The organism is Kribbella sp. DT2 (assembly GCF_049844575.1).
GTDB lineage: Bacteria > Actinomycetota > Actinomycetes > Propionibacteriales > Kribbellaceae > Kribbella.
The window spans coordinates 1,698,476-1,716,259 of sequence record NZ_JBNCLH010000001.1 but is presented as its reverse complement, the minus strand read 5'-3'; the positions used below and the strand labels follow the sequence as shown (position 1 = coordinate 1,716,259).

General features: G+C 67.7%; 16 protein-coding genes. 2 read left to right on the top strand and 14 right to left on the bottom strand.

From position 1 onward, the window contains the following. The 12 genes from rpoB to ACLQ2O_RS08125 form a co-directional block, all read right to left on the bottom strand. Complete coding sequence (gene rpoB / locus ACLQ2O_RS08180) at nt 1-3,486, bottom strand: DNA-directed RNA polymerase subunit beta (protein WP_425828828.1); 3,486 nt, start codon at nt 3,484-3,486, stop codon at nt 1-3. Between the two features lie 257 nt (nt 3,487-3,743). Further along, the gene (locus tag ACLQ2O_RS08175; protein WP_425828826.1) at nt 3,744-4,370 is read right to left on the bottom strand and encodes a hypothetical protein; all 627 of its coding nucleotides are present in this window, start codon (nt 4,368-4,370) and stop codon (nt 3,744-3,746) included. Further along, on the bottom strand, nt 4,370-4,864 hold the full coding sequence (locus tag ACLQ2O_RS08170; RefSeq protein WP_425828824.1) for a hypothetical protein: 495 nt from the start codon (nt 4,862-4,864) through the stop codon (nt 4,370-4,372). The genes ACLQ2O_RS08175 and ACLQ2O_RS08170 overlap by 1 nt, the downstream gene beginning before the upstream one ends. Continuing rightward, on the bottom strand, nt 4,861-6,153 hold the full coding sequence (locus ACLQ2O_RS08165) for an MCE family protein (RefSeq protein ID WP_425828822.1): 1,293 nt from the start codon (nt 6,151-6,153) through the stop codon (nt 4,861-4,863). The genes ACLQ2O_RS08170 and ACLQ2O_RS08165 overlap by 4 nt, the downstream gene beginning before the upstream one ends. Further along, nucleotides 6,150-7,382 carry an MCE family protein gene (locus ACLQ2O_RS08160; protein ID WP_425828820.1) on the bottom strand — a complete coding sequence of 411 codons (1,233 nt, stop codon included), beginning with the start codon at nt 7,380-7,382 and terminating at the stop codon, nt 6,150-6,152. Before ACLQ2O_RS08160 ends, ACLQ2O_RS08165 begins: the two co-directional genes overlap by 4 nt. Further along, nucleotides 7,379-8,578, bottom strand: a complete 1,200-nt coding sequence (locus tag ACLQ2O_RS08155; RefSeq protein ID WP_425828818.1) for an MCE family protein — start codon at nt 8,576-8,578, stop codon at nt 7,379-7,381. Before ACLQ2O_RS08155 ends, ACLQ2O_RS08160 begins: the two co-directional genes overlap by 4 nt. Then, nucleotides 8,575-9,588 (bottom strand): MCE family protein, encoded by a 1,014-nt coding sequence (locus ACLQ2O_RS08150; protein WP_425828816.1) that lies wholly within the window; start codon nt 9,586-9,588, stop codon nt 8,575-8,577. The genes ACLQ2O_RS08155 and ACLQ2O_RS08150 overlap by 4 nt, the downstream gene beginning before the upstream one ends. Next, on the bottom strand, nt 9,585-10,619 hold the full coding sequence (locus tag ACLQ2O_RS08145) for an MCE family protein (protein WP_425828814.1): 1,035 nt from the start codon (nt 10,617-10,619) through the stop codon (nt 9,585-9,587). The genes ACLQ2O_RS08150 and ACLQ2O_RS08145 overlap by 4 nt, the downstream gene beginning before the upstream one ends. Beyond that, nucleotides 10,616-11,935 carry an MCE family protein gene (locus tag ACLQ2O_RS08140; protein ID WP_425828812.1) on the bottom strand — a complete coding sequence of 440 codons (1,320 nt, stop codon included), beginning with the start codon at nt 11,933-11,935 and terminating at the stop codon, nt 10,616-10,618. The genes ACLQ2O_RS08145 and ACLQ2O_RS08140 overlap by 4 nt, the downstream gene beginning before the upstream one ends. Next, nucleotides 11,932-12,759: an MlaE family ABC transporter permease gene (locus ACLQ2O_RS08135; protein ID WP_425828810.1), complete on the bottom strand. Its 828-nt coding sequence runs from the start codon at nt 12,757-12,759 to the stop codon at nt 11,932-11,934. The genes ACLQ2O_RS08140 and ACLQ2O_RS08135 overlap by 4 nt, the downstream gene beginning before the upstream one ends. Before the next feature lies 1 nt (nt 12,760). Continuing rightward, nucleotides 12,761-13,534, bottom strand: coding sequence for an MlaE family ABC transporter permease (locus ACLQ2O_RS08130; protein ID WP_425828808.1), 774 nt, complete (start codon nt 13,532-13,534; stop codon nt 12,761-12,763). Further along, entirely contained in the window at nt 13,531-14,478 is a 948-nt protein-coding gene (locus ACLQ2O_RS08125) for an ABC transporter ATP-binding protein (RefSeq protein WP_425828806.1), read from the bottom strand. The genes ACLQ2O_RS08130 and ACLQ2O_RS08125 overlap by 4 nt, the downstream gene beginning before the upstream one ends. Before the next feature lie 183 nt (nt 14,479-14,661). Between ACLQ2O_RS08125 and ACLQ2O_RS08120 the strand changes: the two genes are divergently transcribed. Then, nucleotides 14,662-15,906 carry an acyltransferase family protein gene (locus tag ACLQ2O_RS08120; protein ID WP_425828804.1) on the top strand — a complete coding sequence of 415 codons (1,245 nt, stop codon included), beginning with the start codon at nt 14,662-14,664 and terminating at the stop codon, nt 15,904-15,906. Next, on the top strand, nt 15,903-16,637 hold the full coding sequence (locus ACLQ2O_RS08115; protein ID WP_425828802.1) for an acyltransferase family protein: 735 nt from the start codon (nt 15,903-15,905) through the stop codon (nt 16,635-16,637). Before ACLQ2O_RS08120 ends, ACLQ2O_RS08115 begins: the two co-directional genes overlap by 4 nt. Before the next feature lie 69 nt (nt 16,638-16,706). Here ACLQ2O_RS08115 and rplL read toward each other — a convergent pair whose 3' ends face one another. Next, nucleotides 16,707-17,093: a 50S ribosomal protein L7/L12 gene (rplL, locus tag ACLQ2O_RS08110; RefSeq protein WP_425828800.1), complete on the bottom strand. Its 387-nt coding sequence runs from the start codon at nt 17,091-17,093 to the stop codon at nt 16,707-16,709. Nucleotides 17,094-17,160: 67 nt separating this feature from the next. After that, nucleotides 17,161-17,784 carry a 50S ribosomal protein L10 gene (gene rplJ / locus ACLQ2O_RS08105; RefSeq protein WP_425828798.1) on the bottom strand — a complete coding sequence of 208 codons (624 nt, stop codon included), beginning with the start codon at nt 17,782-17,784 and terminating at the stop codon, nt 17,161-17,163.

The window sequence follows — 17,784 nt, the reverse complement described above, 5'->3', positions numbered from 1 at the left end:
TCAGACCTCTTCGACGCTGTTCGGCTCGCGCCGGGACAGGTCGATCCCCAGTTCCTCCGCCGCGCGGAAGACATCCTCTTCGCTGTCGCGCATCTCGACCCGGCTTCCGTCGGACGAGAGCACCTCAACGTTCAGACACAGGGACTGCATTTCCTTGACCAGAACCTTGAAGGACTCCGGGATACCCGGCTCCGGGATGTTCTCGCCCTTGACGATCGCTTCGTACACCTTGACCCGGCCGACCACGTCGTCCGACTTGATCGTCAGCAGCTCCTGCAGCGCGAAGGCGGCACCGTAGGCCTCGAGGGCCCACACCTCCATCTCGCCGAACCGCTGACCACCGAACTGCGCCTTACCACCCAGCGGCTGCTGCGTGATCATCGAGTACGGGCCGGTCGAGCGGGCGTGGATCTTGTCGTCCACCAGGTGGTGCAGCTTCAGCATGTACATGTAGCCGACCCCGACCGGTGCCGGGAAAGGCTCACCCGAGCGGCCGTCGAACAGGTTGGCCTTGCCGGTGCTGTCGACCATCCGGTCGCCGTCACGGTTCGGCAGCGTGGAGCCGAGGAGGCCGGTGACCTCTTCCTCCCGCGCGCCGTCGAAGACCGGGGTGGCGACGTTCGTCATCGGCTCGGCCTCGCCGGCGCCGATCTTGATCAGTCGCTGCGCCCACTCCTCCGGGCTGTCCGGGTCGACCTTCCAGCCGCGGCTGGCGACCCAGCCCAGGTGCGTCTCGAGGACCTGACCGACGTTCATCCGGCCGGGCACGCCCAGCGGGTTCAGGATGATGTCGACCTGGGTGCCGTCCTCCATGAACGGCATGTCCTCGACCGGCAGGATCTTGGAGATGACGCCCTTGTTGCCGTGGCGTCCGGCGAGCTTGTCGCCGACCGAGATCTTGCGCTTCTGCGCGACGTACACGCGGACCAGCTGGTTCACGCCCGGCGGCAGCTCGTCGCCGTTGTCGCGGTCGAAGACGCGGACCCCGATGACGGTGCCGTTCTCGCCGTGCGGGACCTTCAGCGAGGTGTCGCGCACCTCGCGGGCCTTCTCACCGAAGATCGCGCGCAGCAGCCGCTCCTCCGGGGTCAGCTCGGTCTCGCCCTTGGGCGTGACCTTCCCGACCAGGATGTCACCGGTGGTGACCTCGGCGCCGATCCGGATGATGCCCCGCTCGTCCAGGTCCGCCAGCATCTCGTCGGAGACGTTGGGGATGTCGCGGGTGATCTCCTCCGGGCCCAGCTTGGTGTCGCGGGCGTCGACCTCGTGCTCCTCGATGTGGATCGAGGTCAGCAGGTCCTGCTGCACGACGCGCTGGCTGAGGATGATCGCGTCCTCGTAGTTGTGACCCTCCCACGGCATGAACGCCACGAGCAGGTTGCGACCAAGAGCCATCTCGCCCTCGTCGGTGCACGGACCGTCGGCCAGCGGCGAGCCGGTCTCGACCCGCTGCCCCGCGTCGACCAGCGGACGCTGGTTGATGCAGGTGCCCTGGTTCGAGCGACGGAACTTGGCCAGCCGGTAGGTCTGGTACGTGCCGTCGTCGGCGGCGATCTCGATCAGGTCGGCCGAGACCTCCTTGACCACACCCGCCTTCTCCGACACCAGCACGTCACCGGCGTCGACCGCTCCACGGAACTCCATGCCGGTACCGACCAGGGGGGCGTCCGCGGTGATCAGCGGAACGGCCTGGCGCTGCATGTTGGAGCCCATCAGGGCGCGGTTGGCGTCGTCGTGCTCGAGGAACGGGATCATCGCCGTCGCGACCGACACCATCTGGCGCGGGCTGACGTCCATGTAGTCCACGTCCTCGACCAGCACGAGCTCGACCTCACCGTGGCGCCGGCGGACCAGCACCCGGTCCTCGGCGAACACGTCGTCGTCGGTCAGTGCCGCGTTGGCCTGAGCGATGACGAACCGGTCCTCCTCGTCCGCGGTCAGGTAGTCGACCTGGTCGGTGACCCGGCCGTCGACGACCTTGCGGTACGGCGTCTCGACGAAGCCGAACGGGTTCACCCGGCCGTACGTCGCGAGCGAGCCGATCAGGCCGATGTTCGGGCCTTCCGGGGTCTCGATCGGGCACATCCGGCCGTAGTGGGACGGGTGCACGTCGCGGACCTCGAAGCCGGCCCGCTCACGCGACAGACCACCCGGGCCCAGCGCCGACAGGCGGCGCTTGTGGGTCAGGCCCGCGATCGGGTTCGTCTGGTCCATGAACTGCGACAGCTGTGAGGTTCCGAAGAACTCCTTCAGCGCCGCCACCACGGGACGGATGTTGATCAGGGTCTGCGGCGTGATCGCCTCGACGTCCTGGGTCGTCATCCGCTCGCGGACCACGCGCTCCATCCGGGCCAGGCCGGTGCGGAGCTGGTTCTGGATCAGTTCGCCGACCGTGCGCAGACGGCGGTTGCCGAAGTGGTCGATGTCGTCCTCTTCGACGACGATCTCGCCCTGCGGCGCGTCCAGCTCGGTCTTGCCCTCGTGCAGCGCGACCAGGTACTTGATCGTGGCGACGATGTCGTTGATCGTCAGTACCGCGGTGTCGTGCTGCTCGTCGCGCCCGAGCTTCTTGTTGATCTTGTACCGGCCGACCTTGGCCAGGTCGTAGCGCTTGCCGTTGAAGTAGTAGTTGTCCAGCAGCGCCTGCGCGGCCTCGCGCGTCGGGGGTTCACCCGGGCGCAGCTTGCGGTAGATGTCCAGCAGCGCGTCGTCCTGCCCGGAGGTGTGGTCCTTCTCCAGGGTGAGGCGGATCGACTCGTACTCGCCGAACTCCTCGAGGATCTGCGCGTCGGTCCACCCGAGCGCCTTGAGCAGCACGGTGACGTTCTGCTTGCGCTTGCGGTCCAGCCGTACGCCGACCAGGTCACGCTTGTCGACCTCGAACTCCAGCCACGCACCGCGCGACGGGATGATCTTGGCGGTGAAGATGTCCTTGTCGGACGTCTTGTCCGGCGTGCGCTCGAAGTACACACCGGGCGAACGGACCAGCTGGGACACGACGACACGCTCGGTGCCGTTGATCACGAACGTGCCCTTGCGCGTCATCAGCGGGAAGTCGCCCATGAAGACGGTCTGGCTCTTGATCTCGCCGGTCTCGTTGTTCATGAACTCGGCGGTGACGAACAGCGGCGCCGAGTAGGTGACGTCGCGCTCCTTGCACTCGTCGACCGTGTTCTTCGGCGGCTCGAACCGGTGGTCGCGGAACGACAGCGACATGGTGCCGCTGAAGTCCTCGATCGGGGAGATCTCCTCGAAGATCTCTTCCAGGCCGGACGGGCCGGACAGTTCGGTCCGTCCCTCGGCCTCGGCGGCGGCCACACGGCCTTGCCAGGTTTCGTTGCCGACCAGCCAGTCGAAACTGTCCACCTGCAACGCCAGAAGGTCCGGCACCTCGAGAGGCTCGGAGATCTTGGCGAAGGAGATGCGGCGTGGTGAGCCGGAAACGTCGGTAATGCTGTCGGACTGGGGGTTGCGCGAGGCGACCAAGGGGCGTCCTTCCACGGGCTCGCAAACTTCGGTGCTGGGAGCGCACGCCGAACTCCCCTAGTCAAGTCTTGACCTGAGCCAGAGTGAGGAGTAAAGGCAGCGCAAAGCAATAGGCTACCCGATCTGGACAAGGCTGTCCAATGGGGTCCAACACTATGCCGTCGGACCACCCACTGAGTCAAGGACCGACCCGGGATCTCGAGCGGGAAGACACCCGCGAGCCAATCCGGTCAATCCGTTCCTCAGTCACCAGCAGACTACAGTCCGGCGATCTCCTGGACCAGCCATCGCGAGCCGTTTCGGACCATCGTGAAGCGGGTCCGGTTCAGATCGACCCGGGGTTTACCCTGCGTGATCGTGCTGGTGGTGGTCTGGTTCACGAAAATCACCAGCGTGACGCGGTTCGCGTCGGCGTCGCGGACACCGACCTCGCGAACCTCGGCCCGGACCGTCGCCTTGGTCTTGGTCGCCAGCTCGCCGGCCACCTTCGCGGTCTCGTCGAACTTGCCGGCGAACTCCGGCGTCATCGTCCCGCGCGCGGCGGCGAAGCTCTTGTCGAGCGTCCGGTAGTCGTAGCTGAGCGCCGTCTCGGCAGCTTTCCGCCCGGCGTTCACCGCCTGCCCCCGAGCCTCCTCGGTCTGCTGCCCGCGCCACGCCTTGAGCCCCAGCACCGCGCCGAGCGCCAGCACGAGCACGAGCACCACCGACAAACCCACCGTCAGCACAAAGCTCACCCGACGCGCGGCAGGCGGTTCTGCCTTCTCCGCCTTCTCCGCCTTCTTCTCAACTCTCTTCTCTACTCTTGGTTCTCTTTCCACCACCGGCTCGTCACTGACCGTGACAGGCTTCTCGTGACGCCGTTGGCCGGCGATCTTGCGGGGCATCAGCCCACCACCTGGAGGTCGGCGGTCAGCCAGCGGTCGGCGTCACGCACCAGGTCGAGCTTGATCCGGTAGCGGCGCTCGACGCCGTCCTTGGCGGCGGTGTTGGTCACCACCGCGTTCACGATCACCAGCACCTGCGCGGAGTCCTTGTCGTTCGACACCACCGCGGCCTCCTTCACGTCGCCCTTGGAGGTCGCCTTGTTCGCCACCACCTCGGTCTTCACCGAGTTCGAGCCGGCCTGGAACTCCTCCTTGAACTGACCCGTCGAGTCGTTCAGCACCCGCTGCGCGTCGGCGTCCCAGCTGTCGTACTTGTACGTCGTGAAGTCCAGCGCCAACTGCCGCGCGGACCGCATCGCGCCGACCCGGTCCTCGGCCCGCACGTCCTGCTTGCGCAGCGCGACCACCGACACCGTCACCGCAGCCAGCGCGACGATCAGCAGCACGCTCAGCGCCCACGCCAGAATCAGCGAACCTCTCCGAGACGCCGTCACTTCGCGGTCACCGGTCCGAGGATGAGGCCCTTCCAGGAGTCCGAGCCCAGGTACTCCGCCTGTCCGCCGGTCGACCCGAGCACCATCTCCGGCATCCCGCCGGTGCCACCCGCCTCGCCGGTCGCCGGGTCGTAGCCGACGCCGTACCCAGGCCGGTTCAGTCCCTCGCGCGACGACGGCGCCGGCTTGTTCTGCGCGCCGCGCACGTTCTGCCCGGTGCTCGGTCCCGCCGTGCACGAGGCCTTGGTGTTGGCCTGCTTGTCGGTCGTGTCCTGCGGCACCCGCTTGTCCGTCCCGTTGTAGCCCGCCCGGCAGGCCGGTGGTGAGAAGCCGAGCACCAGACCGAAGTGCGCGTCGTAGTGCCCGGTCCCCTTGTCCTTGCCCGGTACGACGTACCCGCCCATCGACACCGCCGGATAGACCACCAGCAACTGCTCGACGGCGTCCAGCCGGACGGCGGTCAGTTGGCTCACCGTCAGCAGGTTACCCAGCAGCACGGCGATGTTGGCCCGGTTCTCCGAGATCAGCCCGGTCAGCTGCTGCGACGCGCCCGAGCCCTGGTCGATCACCGAGCGCAGGCTGGAGTCGGAGCTGACCAGCGTGTCGGACAGCAGCGCGAGGTTCTTCGCCCAGGTCCGGATCGCGTCGCCGCTGGCGACCTGCGTGGCCAGCACGGTGTTGCCGTCGTTGATCAGCTTGATCGTCTGGGCGATGTTCGCGTCGGCGTCGTCGATCAGCAGCCCGGAGCTGTCGATGATCTTCTGCAGGTCGCTGCCCTTGCCGCGCAGTGCGTCGCCGAGCTCCTTGACGGTGGTCTTCAGGCTGGTCTTGTCGACCGAGTTCACCAGCTGGTCGAGGTTCAGCAGCAGCTCGGTAGTGTCGATCGGCAGCGCGGTGTCGGCGCGGGCGATCTTCGAGTTGTCCTGCAGGAACGGCCCGCCGTCGCGGCGCGGCTGCAGGTCGACGTACTGCTCGCCGATCGCGGACCGGTTGGCCACCACGGCGACCAGGTCGTTCGGGATCTTCTGCTTCTTCTCGATGTCCAGGTCGACCTCGACACCGTCGTCGAGCAGCGTCAGCTCACCGACCCGGCCGACCGGCTGGCCGCGGTACGTGACCTCGGCGCCGCTGAAGATGCCGCCGGACTCGGCGAAGCTGGCGCTGACCGTGAAGTCGTCGTCGAACAGCAACTGGTCCACCTGCGCGTACTTGCCGCCGACGTACGCGATGCCGACGACGGTGATCAGCAGGAACACCATCAGCTGGATCCGGACGGTCTTGGAGATCACTTGGCCACCCCCGGCATCAGGACCTTCGCCAGCTCGGGGTCGAAGGCGGGCCGGTTCAGCGTCGGTGTGCAGACCGGAAGACCGAGCAGCGTGACGCAGCTGGTCGCCGTACCGGTCGGCAGGGGCAACGGCGGGAGGCCGCCCGACTTCGGTGGGAACTTGGGCGAGTTGCGGAACGGCAGGCTCAGGTTCGCCGTCGGCAGCGCGGTCGGCCCGACCGTCGGCAGGTTCAGCCCGAGCAGGCCCTTCAGCGCCTTCTGGGTGTCGACGTCCAGCGTGATCACCAGGTTCGTGAAGTCACCCTGTACGGCGTCCGCCGCGGCGTCGGGGAACGGGTACGTGAGCAGGAGCTCCAGCGACTTCGGCAGGTTCTCCCCCGCCTCGGCCAGCTTGGTCAGCACCGGGTACAGCGACTTCAGGTTGGCGACCAGGTCCTTCTGCGACGCGGTGATCACCCGGGTCGCGGTGTTGCCCAGGTTCGCCAGCGCCTGCAGCGTCTTCACCAAGGCGGCGCGCTGCTGGTCGAGGGTCTTGATCGACTTCGGCAGCGAGTCGATCGCGGTCGCCAGCGTCGTCTTCTGCGCGTTCAGCTTCTTGGCCAGCGCGTCGACGGCGGTGATCGCCGTGACGATCTTCTGCCGGTTGGTGTCGAGCGTGCCGACGAAGGTGTTCAGCTGGGTGAGCACGCTGCGGATGGCCGGCTCGTTGCCGGTCAGGGCCTTGTTCAGCTCCTGGGTGATGATCTGCAGCTGGGCCACGCCACCGCCGTTCAGCAGCAGCGACAGCGCCGACAGGACTTCCTCGACCTCGACGTTGCTGGTGGTCCGCGACAGCGGGATCAGCTCGCCGTTCTCCAGCTTGCCGCGCGGCTTCTCGGTCCCGCCGGGCGGCGCGAGCGAGACGAACTTCTCGCCCAGCAGGCTGGTCTGGCGGATCGTCGCGCGGGCGTTGTCGGGCAGGTCGAGGCTCTTCGGCAGCTTGATCCGGATCTTCGCCACGAACCCGTCCAGCCAGACCTTCTCGACCGTGCCGACGGTGACGTCGTCCACCTTGACCGTCGACTTCGGCACCAGGTCGAGCACGTCGGTGAACTCCACGGTCACCGTGTACGACGGCCCCTTGATCTTGGCGCCACCGGGCAGCGGCAGCGAGTAGACGGTGAAGTCGCAGCCGGACAACAGCGTCGCCATCGCGACCACGCCCGCCACGAACGCCGTACGCCGTCTCATCGCGTGCCCTCCGGGAACAGCCCGCCGAGCGACGGGTCGACCGGGTCGGGCGTCGGCATCTTGGGCGCCGGAGCCGGCGCCCACGGCGTACCGGCCGGGCCGCCGCTGGCCGGAGCGCCGCCGGTGAGCTGACTGAGCAGCGGCAGCTTCGGCAGCGCGTCGAAGATCGGCTTGAGCGCCGAGCACGCGGACAGCGGCTGGTTGGCCTGGATCAGCAGCGAGCAGATGAACGTCGCCGGGTCGTCCAGCTGGGCCAGGTTGATCCGCTGGTCGAGCGTGCCGAACTGCGGGTTGTAGACGCGGGCCAGGTTGCCCAGGCCGAGCGGCGCGGTGTCGATGATCTCGGCCAGCGCGGCCTTCTCCTTGACCAGGATCTGGGAGATGTCGGTCGCGCCGGAGATCGTGGTCTTCAGCAGCGACCGGTTGTCCTTGACGAACGACGCGACCTCGCCGAGCGCGGTGGCCAGCAGGTTCAGCGCGGCGGCCAGGTCCTTGCGCTCGCCGGCCAGCGTCGTCGAGGTGGCGGCGAAGTTGCTGTTGAACTGCTTCACCAGCGCGTCGTTCGCGGCCAGCGAGGAGACGAACGTCTGCAGCTGCCGAACGGTCGCGAACAGGCTCTTGGAGTTGCCTGCCAGCGTCTGGGACAGCTTGGACACGTCGGTGATGGTCTGGTTGAGCTTGGCGCCCTGGCCGTTCAGGTTCGCGGCCGAGACGTCGAGCAGCCGCGACAGCGCGCCCTGGTCGTTGGCACCCTTCGGGCCGAGCGCGACCGAGAGGTCGTTGAGGCTCTGGTAGATCTGGTCGAGCTCCAGCGGTACGGCGGTGCGCTCGAGCGGGATCTGCGCCCCGTCGGCCATCACGTCGCCCTTGCTGTACGCCGGGGTCAGCTGGATGTAGCGGTCGGCAACGATCGACGGCGACGCGATGACAGCCTTCGCGCCGGCCGGCACCTTGTGCTCGGCCTCCCACCAGAACTTCACCCGGACCGTCCGCCCGGCCGGCGTGACGCTCTCGATCTCGCCGACCTTGATGCCGAGGATCCGGACGTCGGAGCCCGGGTAGACGCTGACCGCGCGCGGGAAGTACGCCGTGGCGCTGACCCGCTCCGGGTGCGGCCACAGGGAAACGACGCTGACGGCGAGGACCACCAGAACGACACCGATCGCGACCAGCCGCGAGAACGACGCGAGCTTCACCGTCCACCACCGCCCAGGATCGGCGGCAGCCCCGGGATGAGCGGTGGCAGCGGGATCTCCGGGACCGGCGCCAGGTTCTGCACGTAGGTGTCGAACCACGGACCGGTGCCGAGCGTGTTCGTGAAGACCCGCGCGTACGGCGCCAGGCCCTTGATGCTGGCGTCCAGCGCGTTCTGGTTCTTCAGCAGGATCGCGAGCACCGCGTTCACCTTCTGCAGGGTCGGTGTCAGGTCCTTGCGGTTCTCCCGGACCAGCGCGGTCACCTGCGCGGACAGCTTCTGCGTCGAGACCAGCAGCTGGTGGATCAGCGCGCGCCGGGCCTGCACCGCCTGGAACACGGTGTTGCCGTCCTTCATCAGCTTGATCAGCTGCTGGTTGCGGTCGGCAAGGACCTTGGTGACGGTGTCGGAGTGCTTGAGCAGGGTCTTCAGCTCCTCGTCCCGCTTGGCCACGTTGCGCGACAGCCGGGACAGCCCGTTCAGCGACGCCTTCACCTCCTCCGGCGTGTTCTTGAAGGTGGTCGACAAGGTGTCGAGGGCCCGGGCCAGCTGGGCGGTATCGATCCGCTCGGTGGTGTTGGCCAGGTCGGTGAACGCGTCCACGACGTCGTACGCCGCGACCGTCCGCGCCAGCGGGATCTCCGAGCCTTCCTTGAGCTCACCGCCACCGGCCGGGTTGAGCTTGAGGTACTTCTGGCCGAGCAGCGTCTTGATCTTCATCTCGGCGCCGGTCTGCTCGCCGAGCTCCACGCCCCGGTCGACGACGAAGTCGACCCGAACGTGGGTGCCCTCGAGCTCGACCCCGCGGACCTGTCCGACCCGGACGCCGGCCACCCGGATCTCGTCGTTCTTCTTCAGCCCGCCGGCCTCGGAGAACTGCGCGGAGTACTTCGTCCCGCCCCCGATCAGCGGCAGGTCCTGCGCCTTGAACGCGGCCAGCATGATCAGCCCGATCACCGTCAGGCCGACCACGCCGATGGTCACCTGGTTCTGTTCGCGGAAGGGCTTCACGGGTGGTCACACCTCGCCGAGTTGTTGTCGTACGAGATCGGGATGCGGGTCCCGAGCGGCAGCGTGACGTTGCCGTCGAAGCCGCAGAGGAAGAAGTTGAACCAGGAGCCGTACGACGCGGTCCGGGTCAGCGTGTTCAGCTTGCTCGGCATCTTCTGCAGGGTCTTGACCCAGATCGCCTGGGTGTCGTCCAGCGTGGTGGAGACCTGGCGAAGCCGGTCGAGGTCGGCCTTGATCGGCACGCGGGTCTGCTGCAGCAGGCCGGCCGTCTTGTTGTTCAGCGAGTTGATCGAGCCGAGCGAGCCGAGGATCGGCTGGATGTCCTTGCTCAGGCCGGTGATGAACTGCTGCAGGTTGACCAGCAGCTGGGAGAAGTTCTGCTGCCGCTGCGAGACGATCTGCAGCGTCGAGGTCAGGTTGGTGATCAGGTCGCCGACCACCTGGTCGGCGTCGGCCAGCGTCGTGGTCAGCGACGCGGTCCGGGCGAGCAGGCTCTCGATCGTGCCGCCCTCGCCCTGCAGGACCTTGATCACCTCGAAGGCGAACTGGTTCACGTCGGCCGGGGTGAGCGCTGTGAACAGCGGCTTGAACCCGTTGAACAGCACCGACAGGTCCAGGGCCGGCGCGGTCCGGTCCTTGTCGATGGTCTCGTTCTCCTTCATCCGCTCGCCGCCGCCGACGCCCTCGGTCAGCGCGACGTAGCGGTTGCCGACCAGGTTGCGGTAGCGCAGGGTCGCGCGGGTGCCGGTGTCGAGCACCTGCTTGGAGTCGACACTGAACGTGATCAGCGCGAGCGTGTCGTCCTTGAGCGCGATCTTGTCGACCTGGCCGACCTTGACGCCGGCGATCCGGATGTCGTCGCCCTTGTTCAGGCCGACGACGTCGGTGAAGACCGCCTTGTACGTCGTGGTCGCCGTGAAGCTGATGTTGCCGATCGTCACCGCCAGCAGCGCGGTCGCCACCGTCGTGACGACCACGAAGATCGCCAGCCGCACGCTGTCGAGCGAGGTCTTCTTGTCGAGCAGCTTCACTTGAGGTTCACCTGGCCTCCGCGGACGAGGGGGCCGATCATCAGCGTGGTCAGGTCCGGTACGTCGTCCGCCGGGACGCCCATCGCCGGGCCGGCGAAGGAGTTGACCACCTTCTGCTCGGCCGGCGTGCCGGCACCGCCGGTGTCCAGCGCGAAGCCGGGAGCGGACCGGTTGAGCTGCAGGTTGAGCGGGAAGCGTTCGAGCTTGTTGTGGTCGCCGATCACGCCGTCCTCACCGGTGATGTACGGCGCCGGGTTGTCCTGCGTGTACGGACCCGGCTTCTCCCCCGGGTGGCTGTAGTTCTTGCCCACGCAGGTCGGGCCGCGCTTGTCGAGGAACTTCGGCTTCTCCTCCGGCTGGTACGGCGTGGGCTGGTTGGTGATCAGCTCGAGGTTGATGTGCAGCGCGCCGTCGCGGAACATGTCGCTCAGGACCGGGGCGGTGTCGGTCATCACCTTGAGGAAGCACGGGAACTCCGGCGAGTACCGCTCGAGCAGGTCGAGCACCGGCTTGCTCACCTCGCCGAGGCGGATCACCCGGTCCTCGTTCTCGCGCAGGAAGCCGTTCGCCGTACCGGACAGGGTCTGGACGTCGGTGAAGAACGTCTGCAGCTGCTTCTCCTTCTCCACCACGGTGTTGCCGGTGACGGTCAGGTTGCGCAGGGCACGGACCAGGTCGGGCGTCACGTCGCCGTACAGCTGGGAGACCTGGGTCAGCTTGGTCAGCGCCTCCATCAGCTTCGGGACGCTCGGGTTCAGCTTCTTCAGGTACCCGTCGAGCTGGGTCAGCGTCTCGGCGATCTCGGTGCCGCGGCCCTCGAGCGCGGTGGCCAGCGTGTTCAGCGTGGCGTTCAGGTCGGCCGGGTCGACCGCCTGGAGCAGCGGGAGCGCGTCGTTCAGCACCTTCTCGATCTCGATGCCGACCGCGGTCTTGTCCCGCGCGATCACGTCACCGGCCTTGATCGGCCGGGAGTTCTCGCTCGCCGGCGGCGGGACGAGCGCGACGTACTTCTCGCCGAACAGCGTCTTGGGCAGGATCCGCGCGCTGACCGCGGCGGAGATCTCCTGGACCTGCTCGGGCTTGAGCGACAGGTTCACCGTCGCCTCCTCGCCGTCGGTGGAGACCGACCGGACCTCGCCGACGATGATGCCGCGCAGCTTCACGTCGGCGTGCGTGTTCAGCTGCAGGCCGATGTGGCTGGTCTTCAGCCGGACCTCGACGGTGTCGGTGAACACCTTGGCGTAGAAGGCGTAGGTCAGCCAGAGCAGGAAGCAGAGCACGCCGATGAAGGCGACTCCCAGCACGCGTCGCGTCATCCGGCCAGCCTCACGGTCGTCGTCGTCCCCCAGATCGCCATCGACAGCAGCAGGTCGACCACGTTGATCACCACGATCGAGGTCCGGACCGCGCGGCCGACCGCGACGCCGACGCCGGCCGGGCCACCGGTCGCGTGGTACCCGTGGTAGCAGTGCACGAGGATCACCAGGACGGCGAACACCAGCACCTTGCCGAAGGACCAGAGCACGTCGCCGGGTGGTAGGAACAGATGGAAGTAGTGGTCGTACGTCCCCGTACTCTGCCCGTAGAACTGGGTCACCGTGAGCCGGGTGGCGAAGTACGACGAGAGCAGGCCGACGACGTACAGGGGCACGACGGCGATCAGGCCCGCGATGATCCGGGTGGTGACCAGGAACGGCAGCGACGGGATCGCCATCACCTCGAGCGCGTCGATCTCCTCGCTGATCCGCATCGCGCCGAGCTGCGCGGTGAAGCCGCAGCCGACCGTCGCGGCCAGCGCGATGCCGGCGATCAGCGGGCCGATCTCGCGGGTGTTGATGTACGCCGAGACGAAGCCGGCGAACGCCGACGTACCGATCTGGTTCAGCGCCGAGTACCCCTGCAGGCCGACCTCGGTGCCGGTGAAGAAGGCCAGGAACGTGATCACGCCGACGGTGCCGCCGATCACCGCGAGCGCGCCGCTGCCGAGCGTCACCTCGGCCAGCAGGCGCAGGATCTCCTTGCGGTACCGGGTGATCGCCTTGCCGGACCAGGCCAGCGCCTTGAGGTAGAAGGTCAGCTGCTCGCCGAGCCGGTCGAGCGAGTTCAGCGGTTTCTTGATCAGCACGTCCAGGGCCGGCACGTCAGGCCCCCTTCGGCGGGACGAGCTGGAAGTAGATCGCGGTCATCGAGAAGTTCGCGACGAACAGCAGCATGAACGTGATCACGACCGACTGGTTCACCGCGTCCCCGACGCCCTTCGGCCCGCCGCCGGCGTTCATTCCCTTGTACGACGCGACGACGGCCGCGATGAAGCCGAACACCAGCGCCTTGGCCTGGCCCTGCCACAGGTCGGGCAGGTGGGCGAGCGCGGTGAAGCTCGCGATGTAGGCGCCTGGAGTGCCGTCTTGCAGTACGACGTTGAAGACGTAACCGCCCATCACGCCGACGACGCTGACGAAGCCGTTGAGGAAGAAGGCGACCAGCATCGTCGCCAGCACCCGCGGGACGACCAGCCGATGGATCGGGTCGATCCCGAGCACCATCATCGCGTCCAGCTCCTCGCGGATCTTGCGGGATCCGAGGTCGGCGCAGATCGCCGAACCGCCGGCGCCCGCGATCAGCAGCGCGGTCGCGATCGGCGACGCCTCCCGGACCACGGCCAGCACGGCGGCCGAACCGGTGAACGCCTGGGCGCCGAACTGCTTGATCAGCCCGCCGACCTGCAGTGCGATCACCGCACCGAACGGGATCGCGACCAGCGCGGTCGGGATGATCGTCACGCTGGCCACGAACCAGGCCTGCTGCAGGAACTCGCGCACCTGGAACGGCCGGCGGACCGACGCCCGGGCGGTGTCCAGGGCAAAGGCGAACAACGAGCCGGCAGCCTTCAGCGGGGCGGTGGCTGAAACCGTCACAGAGCCCCCACTGACGCGGAGGCGAAGGAACCCGGGGGCGGTGTCACTCCGTTCTCCTCGCACCACTCGCCCGGCGGGCGCTGGGTCGGGCGGAGCATGCCGCTGCTGGGCAGCTGCTGCAGCGGGATCGGCGGCAGCGGCGGGAGCTCCTGGTCGGCCTCGGCCGCCAGCTCCTCGGCGTCCTTCTCCTCCGACATGCCGATCGGGCCGATCATCTGCGCGTTCAGGAACTGCCGGACCACCGGCTCCTCGCTGGACAGCAGCATCTCGCGCGGGCCGAACATCGCCAGGTGCTTGTGGTAGAGCATGCCGATGTTGTCCGGCACCGTGCGGGCCGTGTTCACGTCGTGGGTGACGATCAGGAAGGTCGCGCCGAAGGCCTCGTTGAGGTCGATCATCACCTGGTTCAGGAACGACGTCCGGACCGGGTCGAGGCCGGAGTCGGGCTCGTCGACCAGCAGGATCGCCGGGTCGAGCACCAGGGCACGGGCCAGCCCGGCCCGCTTGCGCATCCCGCCGGAGATCTCGCCGGGTAGCTTCTTCTCCGCGCCGACCAGGCCGACCATCTCCATCTTCTCCATCACGATGGAGCGGATGTCGGACTCGGACTTCTTGGTGTGCTCGCGCAGCGGGAAGGCGACGTTGTCGTACAGGTTCATCGACCCGAACATCGCGCCGTCCTGGAACAGCACCCCGAACAGCCGGCGCACCTCGTACAGCTCACGCTCCGAGCAGGTGGCGATGTCGGTGCCCTCGATGAAGACGTGACCGCGGTCCGGCTTGAGCAGACCGATCAGCGTCTTGAGGAAAACGGACTTCCCGGTCCCGGAAGGACCCAGCATCACGCAGATCTCGCCGGCCGGCAGCGTCAGCGACACGTCGCCCCAGATCAGCTGCTTTCCGAAGGATTTCGTGAGTCCTTCGACGCGGACTTCTACGCCCACCGGTCCTCCTCACGGGAAAAGTTGGCCCCCGACCGACGACGTTCCACCGGAACAACGAGGGCGCGGTGCCCTAGGTTACGCACGAGTACGCTTTTCTGTAACCCCTGTCTGTCAAGTCATGACAACTCTGTGGGTACAGTCCTGTGCCACACCGAAGCGTTCTAGTTGCCGGAGGGAACCCTTGTGCCGCGGTCAGCTACCTGGTTGAACCGGCTGCGGCACCGGCCGCCGCAAGGTATCACCTCGCCGCAGCACGGGGACCAGCTCCCACATCCGCGTTCGGAGATCCTAGCGCTGACCGGAGTACGGGCTGCGGCAGCACTCGCCGTGGTGCTTCATCACATCGGGTTACCAGCTTCCGCTCCCGAACCGTTACGCAACCTCGTCCAGTCCGGGTACATCGGCGTGCCGTTGTTCTTCATGCTGTCCGGCCTGGTGCTGGCCTGGAACTACTCCACGCTGACGGTCTCGTCGCCCGGCCGGCTCTGGCGGTTCTACGTCGCGCGGATCGCGCGCGTGATGCCGCTGTACTGGGTCGTCCTGGTCTACCTGGTGCTGCAGCGCGCGGCGCACGACGTACCGCAGGAATCGCTGTGGCGGCACCTGCTCGCGATCCAGGCCTGGTCGGGCGACTACGCGATCGGGCAGGCCAGCTACAACCCGCCCGGCTGGTCGATCTGCGTCGAGCTCTTCCTGTACGCCGTGTTCCCGTTCCTGGTGCCCCTGGTCGCCTTGCTGTCCAGGCGTTTCGGCGTCGCCGGACTGCTCGGGCTGATCGCCTTCGCGTTCGCCGTACAGCTGTTCCTGGTCGCGCTGTTCACCACCGAGGGCTGGGCGTTCCTGTCGGTGAAGGACGCGTCGTCCGGGCACCGCTGGCTCTACCGGAACCCGTTGCCCCGGCTGTCCGAGTTCGTGATCGGGGTGTCGCTGGCGTTCCTGCTGCTGCGCGGGTTCCGGATGCGCGCGCGGGTGGCCGGCTGGGTGCAGGGGCTGTGCGTCGTGGTGGTGCTGGTGATCGCCGCGGCCGGGCCTTCGCACGCGCGCTGGATGCTGCCCGCGTTCTACGGCGCGATGTGGACGCTGCCGTTCGCCGTACTGCTGCTGATGCTGGCGGCGGCCCCCGGCGCTTGGCTGTCGCGGTTCTTCGCGACGCGCGCTTTGGTGACGCTGGGTACTGCCAGCTACGCGGTCTACCTGACCCATCGGCCGTTGCTGTCGTTCCTCGGCAAGGACCGCGGCAGCATGCTCGAGCACCCGGCCGGCTGGGCGCCGTACGCCGGTGTGCTGGTGGTGGCCGCGCTCTGCTTGCTGATCGGTGAAGGAGCGCACCGGCTGATCGAGGTGCCGGCCCGGCGGTTCGTTCTCCGGCTGGTGCCACGGTCGCGTCCGGCGGTCACTGACCGTACGACGTCGGAGGTGTCGGCGTGAGCGGTCTCACATCGGTTGCCGAAGGCGCCGCGCTCTCGCACCCGCGGCCGGAGCTGCTGCCTGTCACCGGCCTACGCGGCCTGGCCGGGCTCGCGGTCGTTGCCTCGACCGTCGGCGTCTGGCGCGGAGCGCCGGGATACCTGAAGGACGTGGTCGACCTGACGGCATCGGTGGCTGTCGTCTTCTTCTTCCTGCTGTCGGCCTTCGTGCTCACCTACAACTACCCAGGCCTGTCCTACACCTCCGGCCGGCGCGTCATCGGCCGGTACGCCGCGGCCCGGGTGGCTCGCGTCGTCCCGCTGTACTTGGTGGTCGGCCTTGTCGTCCTGCTGCTCGGCATGCTGAACGGCGGTGACTGGGTCCGAGCCGTGTGGGCCGACCAGACCTGGTTCGTCGGTGCGCTCGCCCTCTTCTACGCGGCGTTCCCGCTGCTCAACCGGCCGCTGGCCTTCGTCCTCGGCATGATCATCCGCCGAGTGCCTTCACTCCCCTGGCTGGCCCAGCCGTTCCTGGTCCGTCTCGGCGTGATCGGCTACCCGCTCTTCCTGCTGCAGGCCCTCGTCCTGCACGGCTTCGGCCCGGTCCACGCCGGCACGATCTCCAACGCGTTGCTCGCCCTGTGCTGGATCGGCCTCACGGTGCTCGTTGCCGAGGGCGCCCACCGGTACGTCGGCGTACCTGCTCGTCGTGCGGTGCTGGATCTCGCGCGCCGCCTCGATCGCCGGACATGACGAAGGGCGGCTCCCCTGGGGGAACCGCCCTTCGTTCTACTGCTGGGTGTGCGGCCTAGGCCGCACAGGTCACTTGACGGAGACGGTGGCCCCGGCGCCCTCGAGGGCCTCCTTGGCCTTCTCCGCGGCAGCCTTGTCGACCTTCTCCAGGATGGCCTTCGGCGCGCTCTCGACGAGGTCCTTGGCCTCCTTCAGGCCGAGGCTCGTGAGGCCACGCACCTCCTTGATGACCTGGATCTTCTTCTCGCCGGCCGACTCCAGGACGACGTCGAACTCGTCCTGCTCGAAGGCCTCTTCGGCCGGGGCGCCGGGGGCACCCGCGGCGGCGGCGACGGCGACCGGAGCAGCGGCGGTGACGCCGAACTCGTCCTCGAACGCCTTTACGAACTCCGAGAGCTCCAGCAGGGTCAGTTCCTTGAACTGGCCGAGCAGCTCTTCGGTGCTGAGCTTCGCCATGGTGGCGGTCCTTCCTAAACGTCTCACTGGGTGATCACTGAATGGGGTACTGCGTGAGTCGAACGGGTCAGCTGTCAGCTGACGCGGTCTCCTCGGTGCTCGCCTCGGCAGGTGCGTCAGCGGGTGCGTCCTGCACCGCTTCGGCAGCCGGAGCCTCGTCCGCCACGGGGGCGGCCTCGGCCGGCAGCTTGTCCTGCAGCGCCGCGAACAGGCGCGCGGCCTGCGACAGCGGAGCAGCGAACAGCGACACCGCTTGCTGCGGGGCCGCCTTCATCGCACCTGCGAGCTTCGCGAGGAGGACCTCACGCGACTCCAGGTCAGCGAGCTTGTTGATCTCGTCGGAGCCGAGTGCCTTACCGTCCAGCACACCGCCCTTGATGACGAGAAGGGGATTGGCCTTGGCGAAGTCACGCAGCCCCTTGGCCGCGACCACCGGGTCGCCCTTGATGAAGGCGATGGCCGACGGACCCTGCAGGAGCGAGTCGAACGACTCCACCCCGGCGTCCTTGGCCGCGATCTTGGTCAGCGTGTTCTTCACCACGGCGTAGTTCACGTCGTCACCGAGCGTAGTGCGGAGCTGCCGCAGCTGCGCCACGGTGAGTCCGCGGTACTCGGTCAGCACGGCGCCGTTGGAGCTCTTGAAGTTCTCAGTGAGCTCTGCGACGTCGGCGGCCTTGTCCGGCCTCGCCAT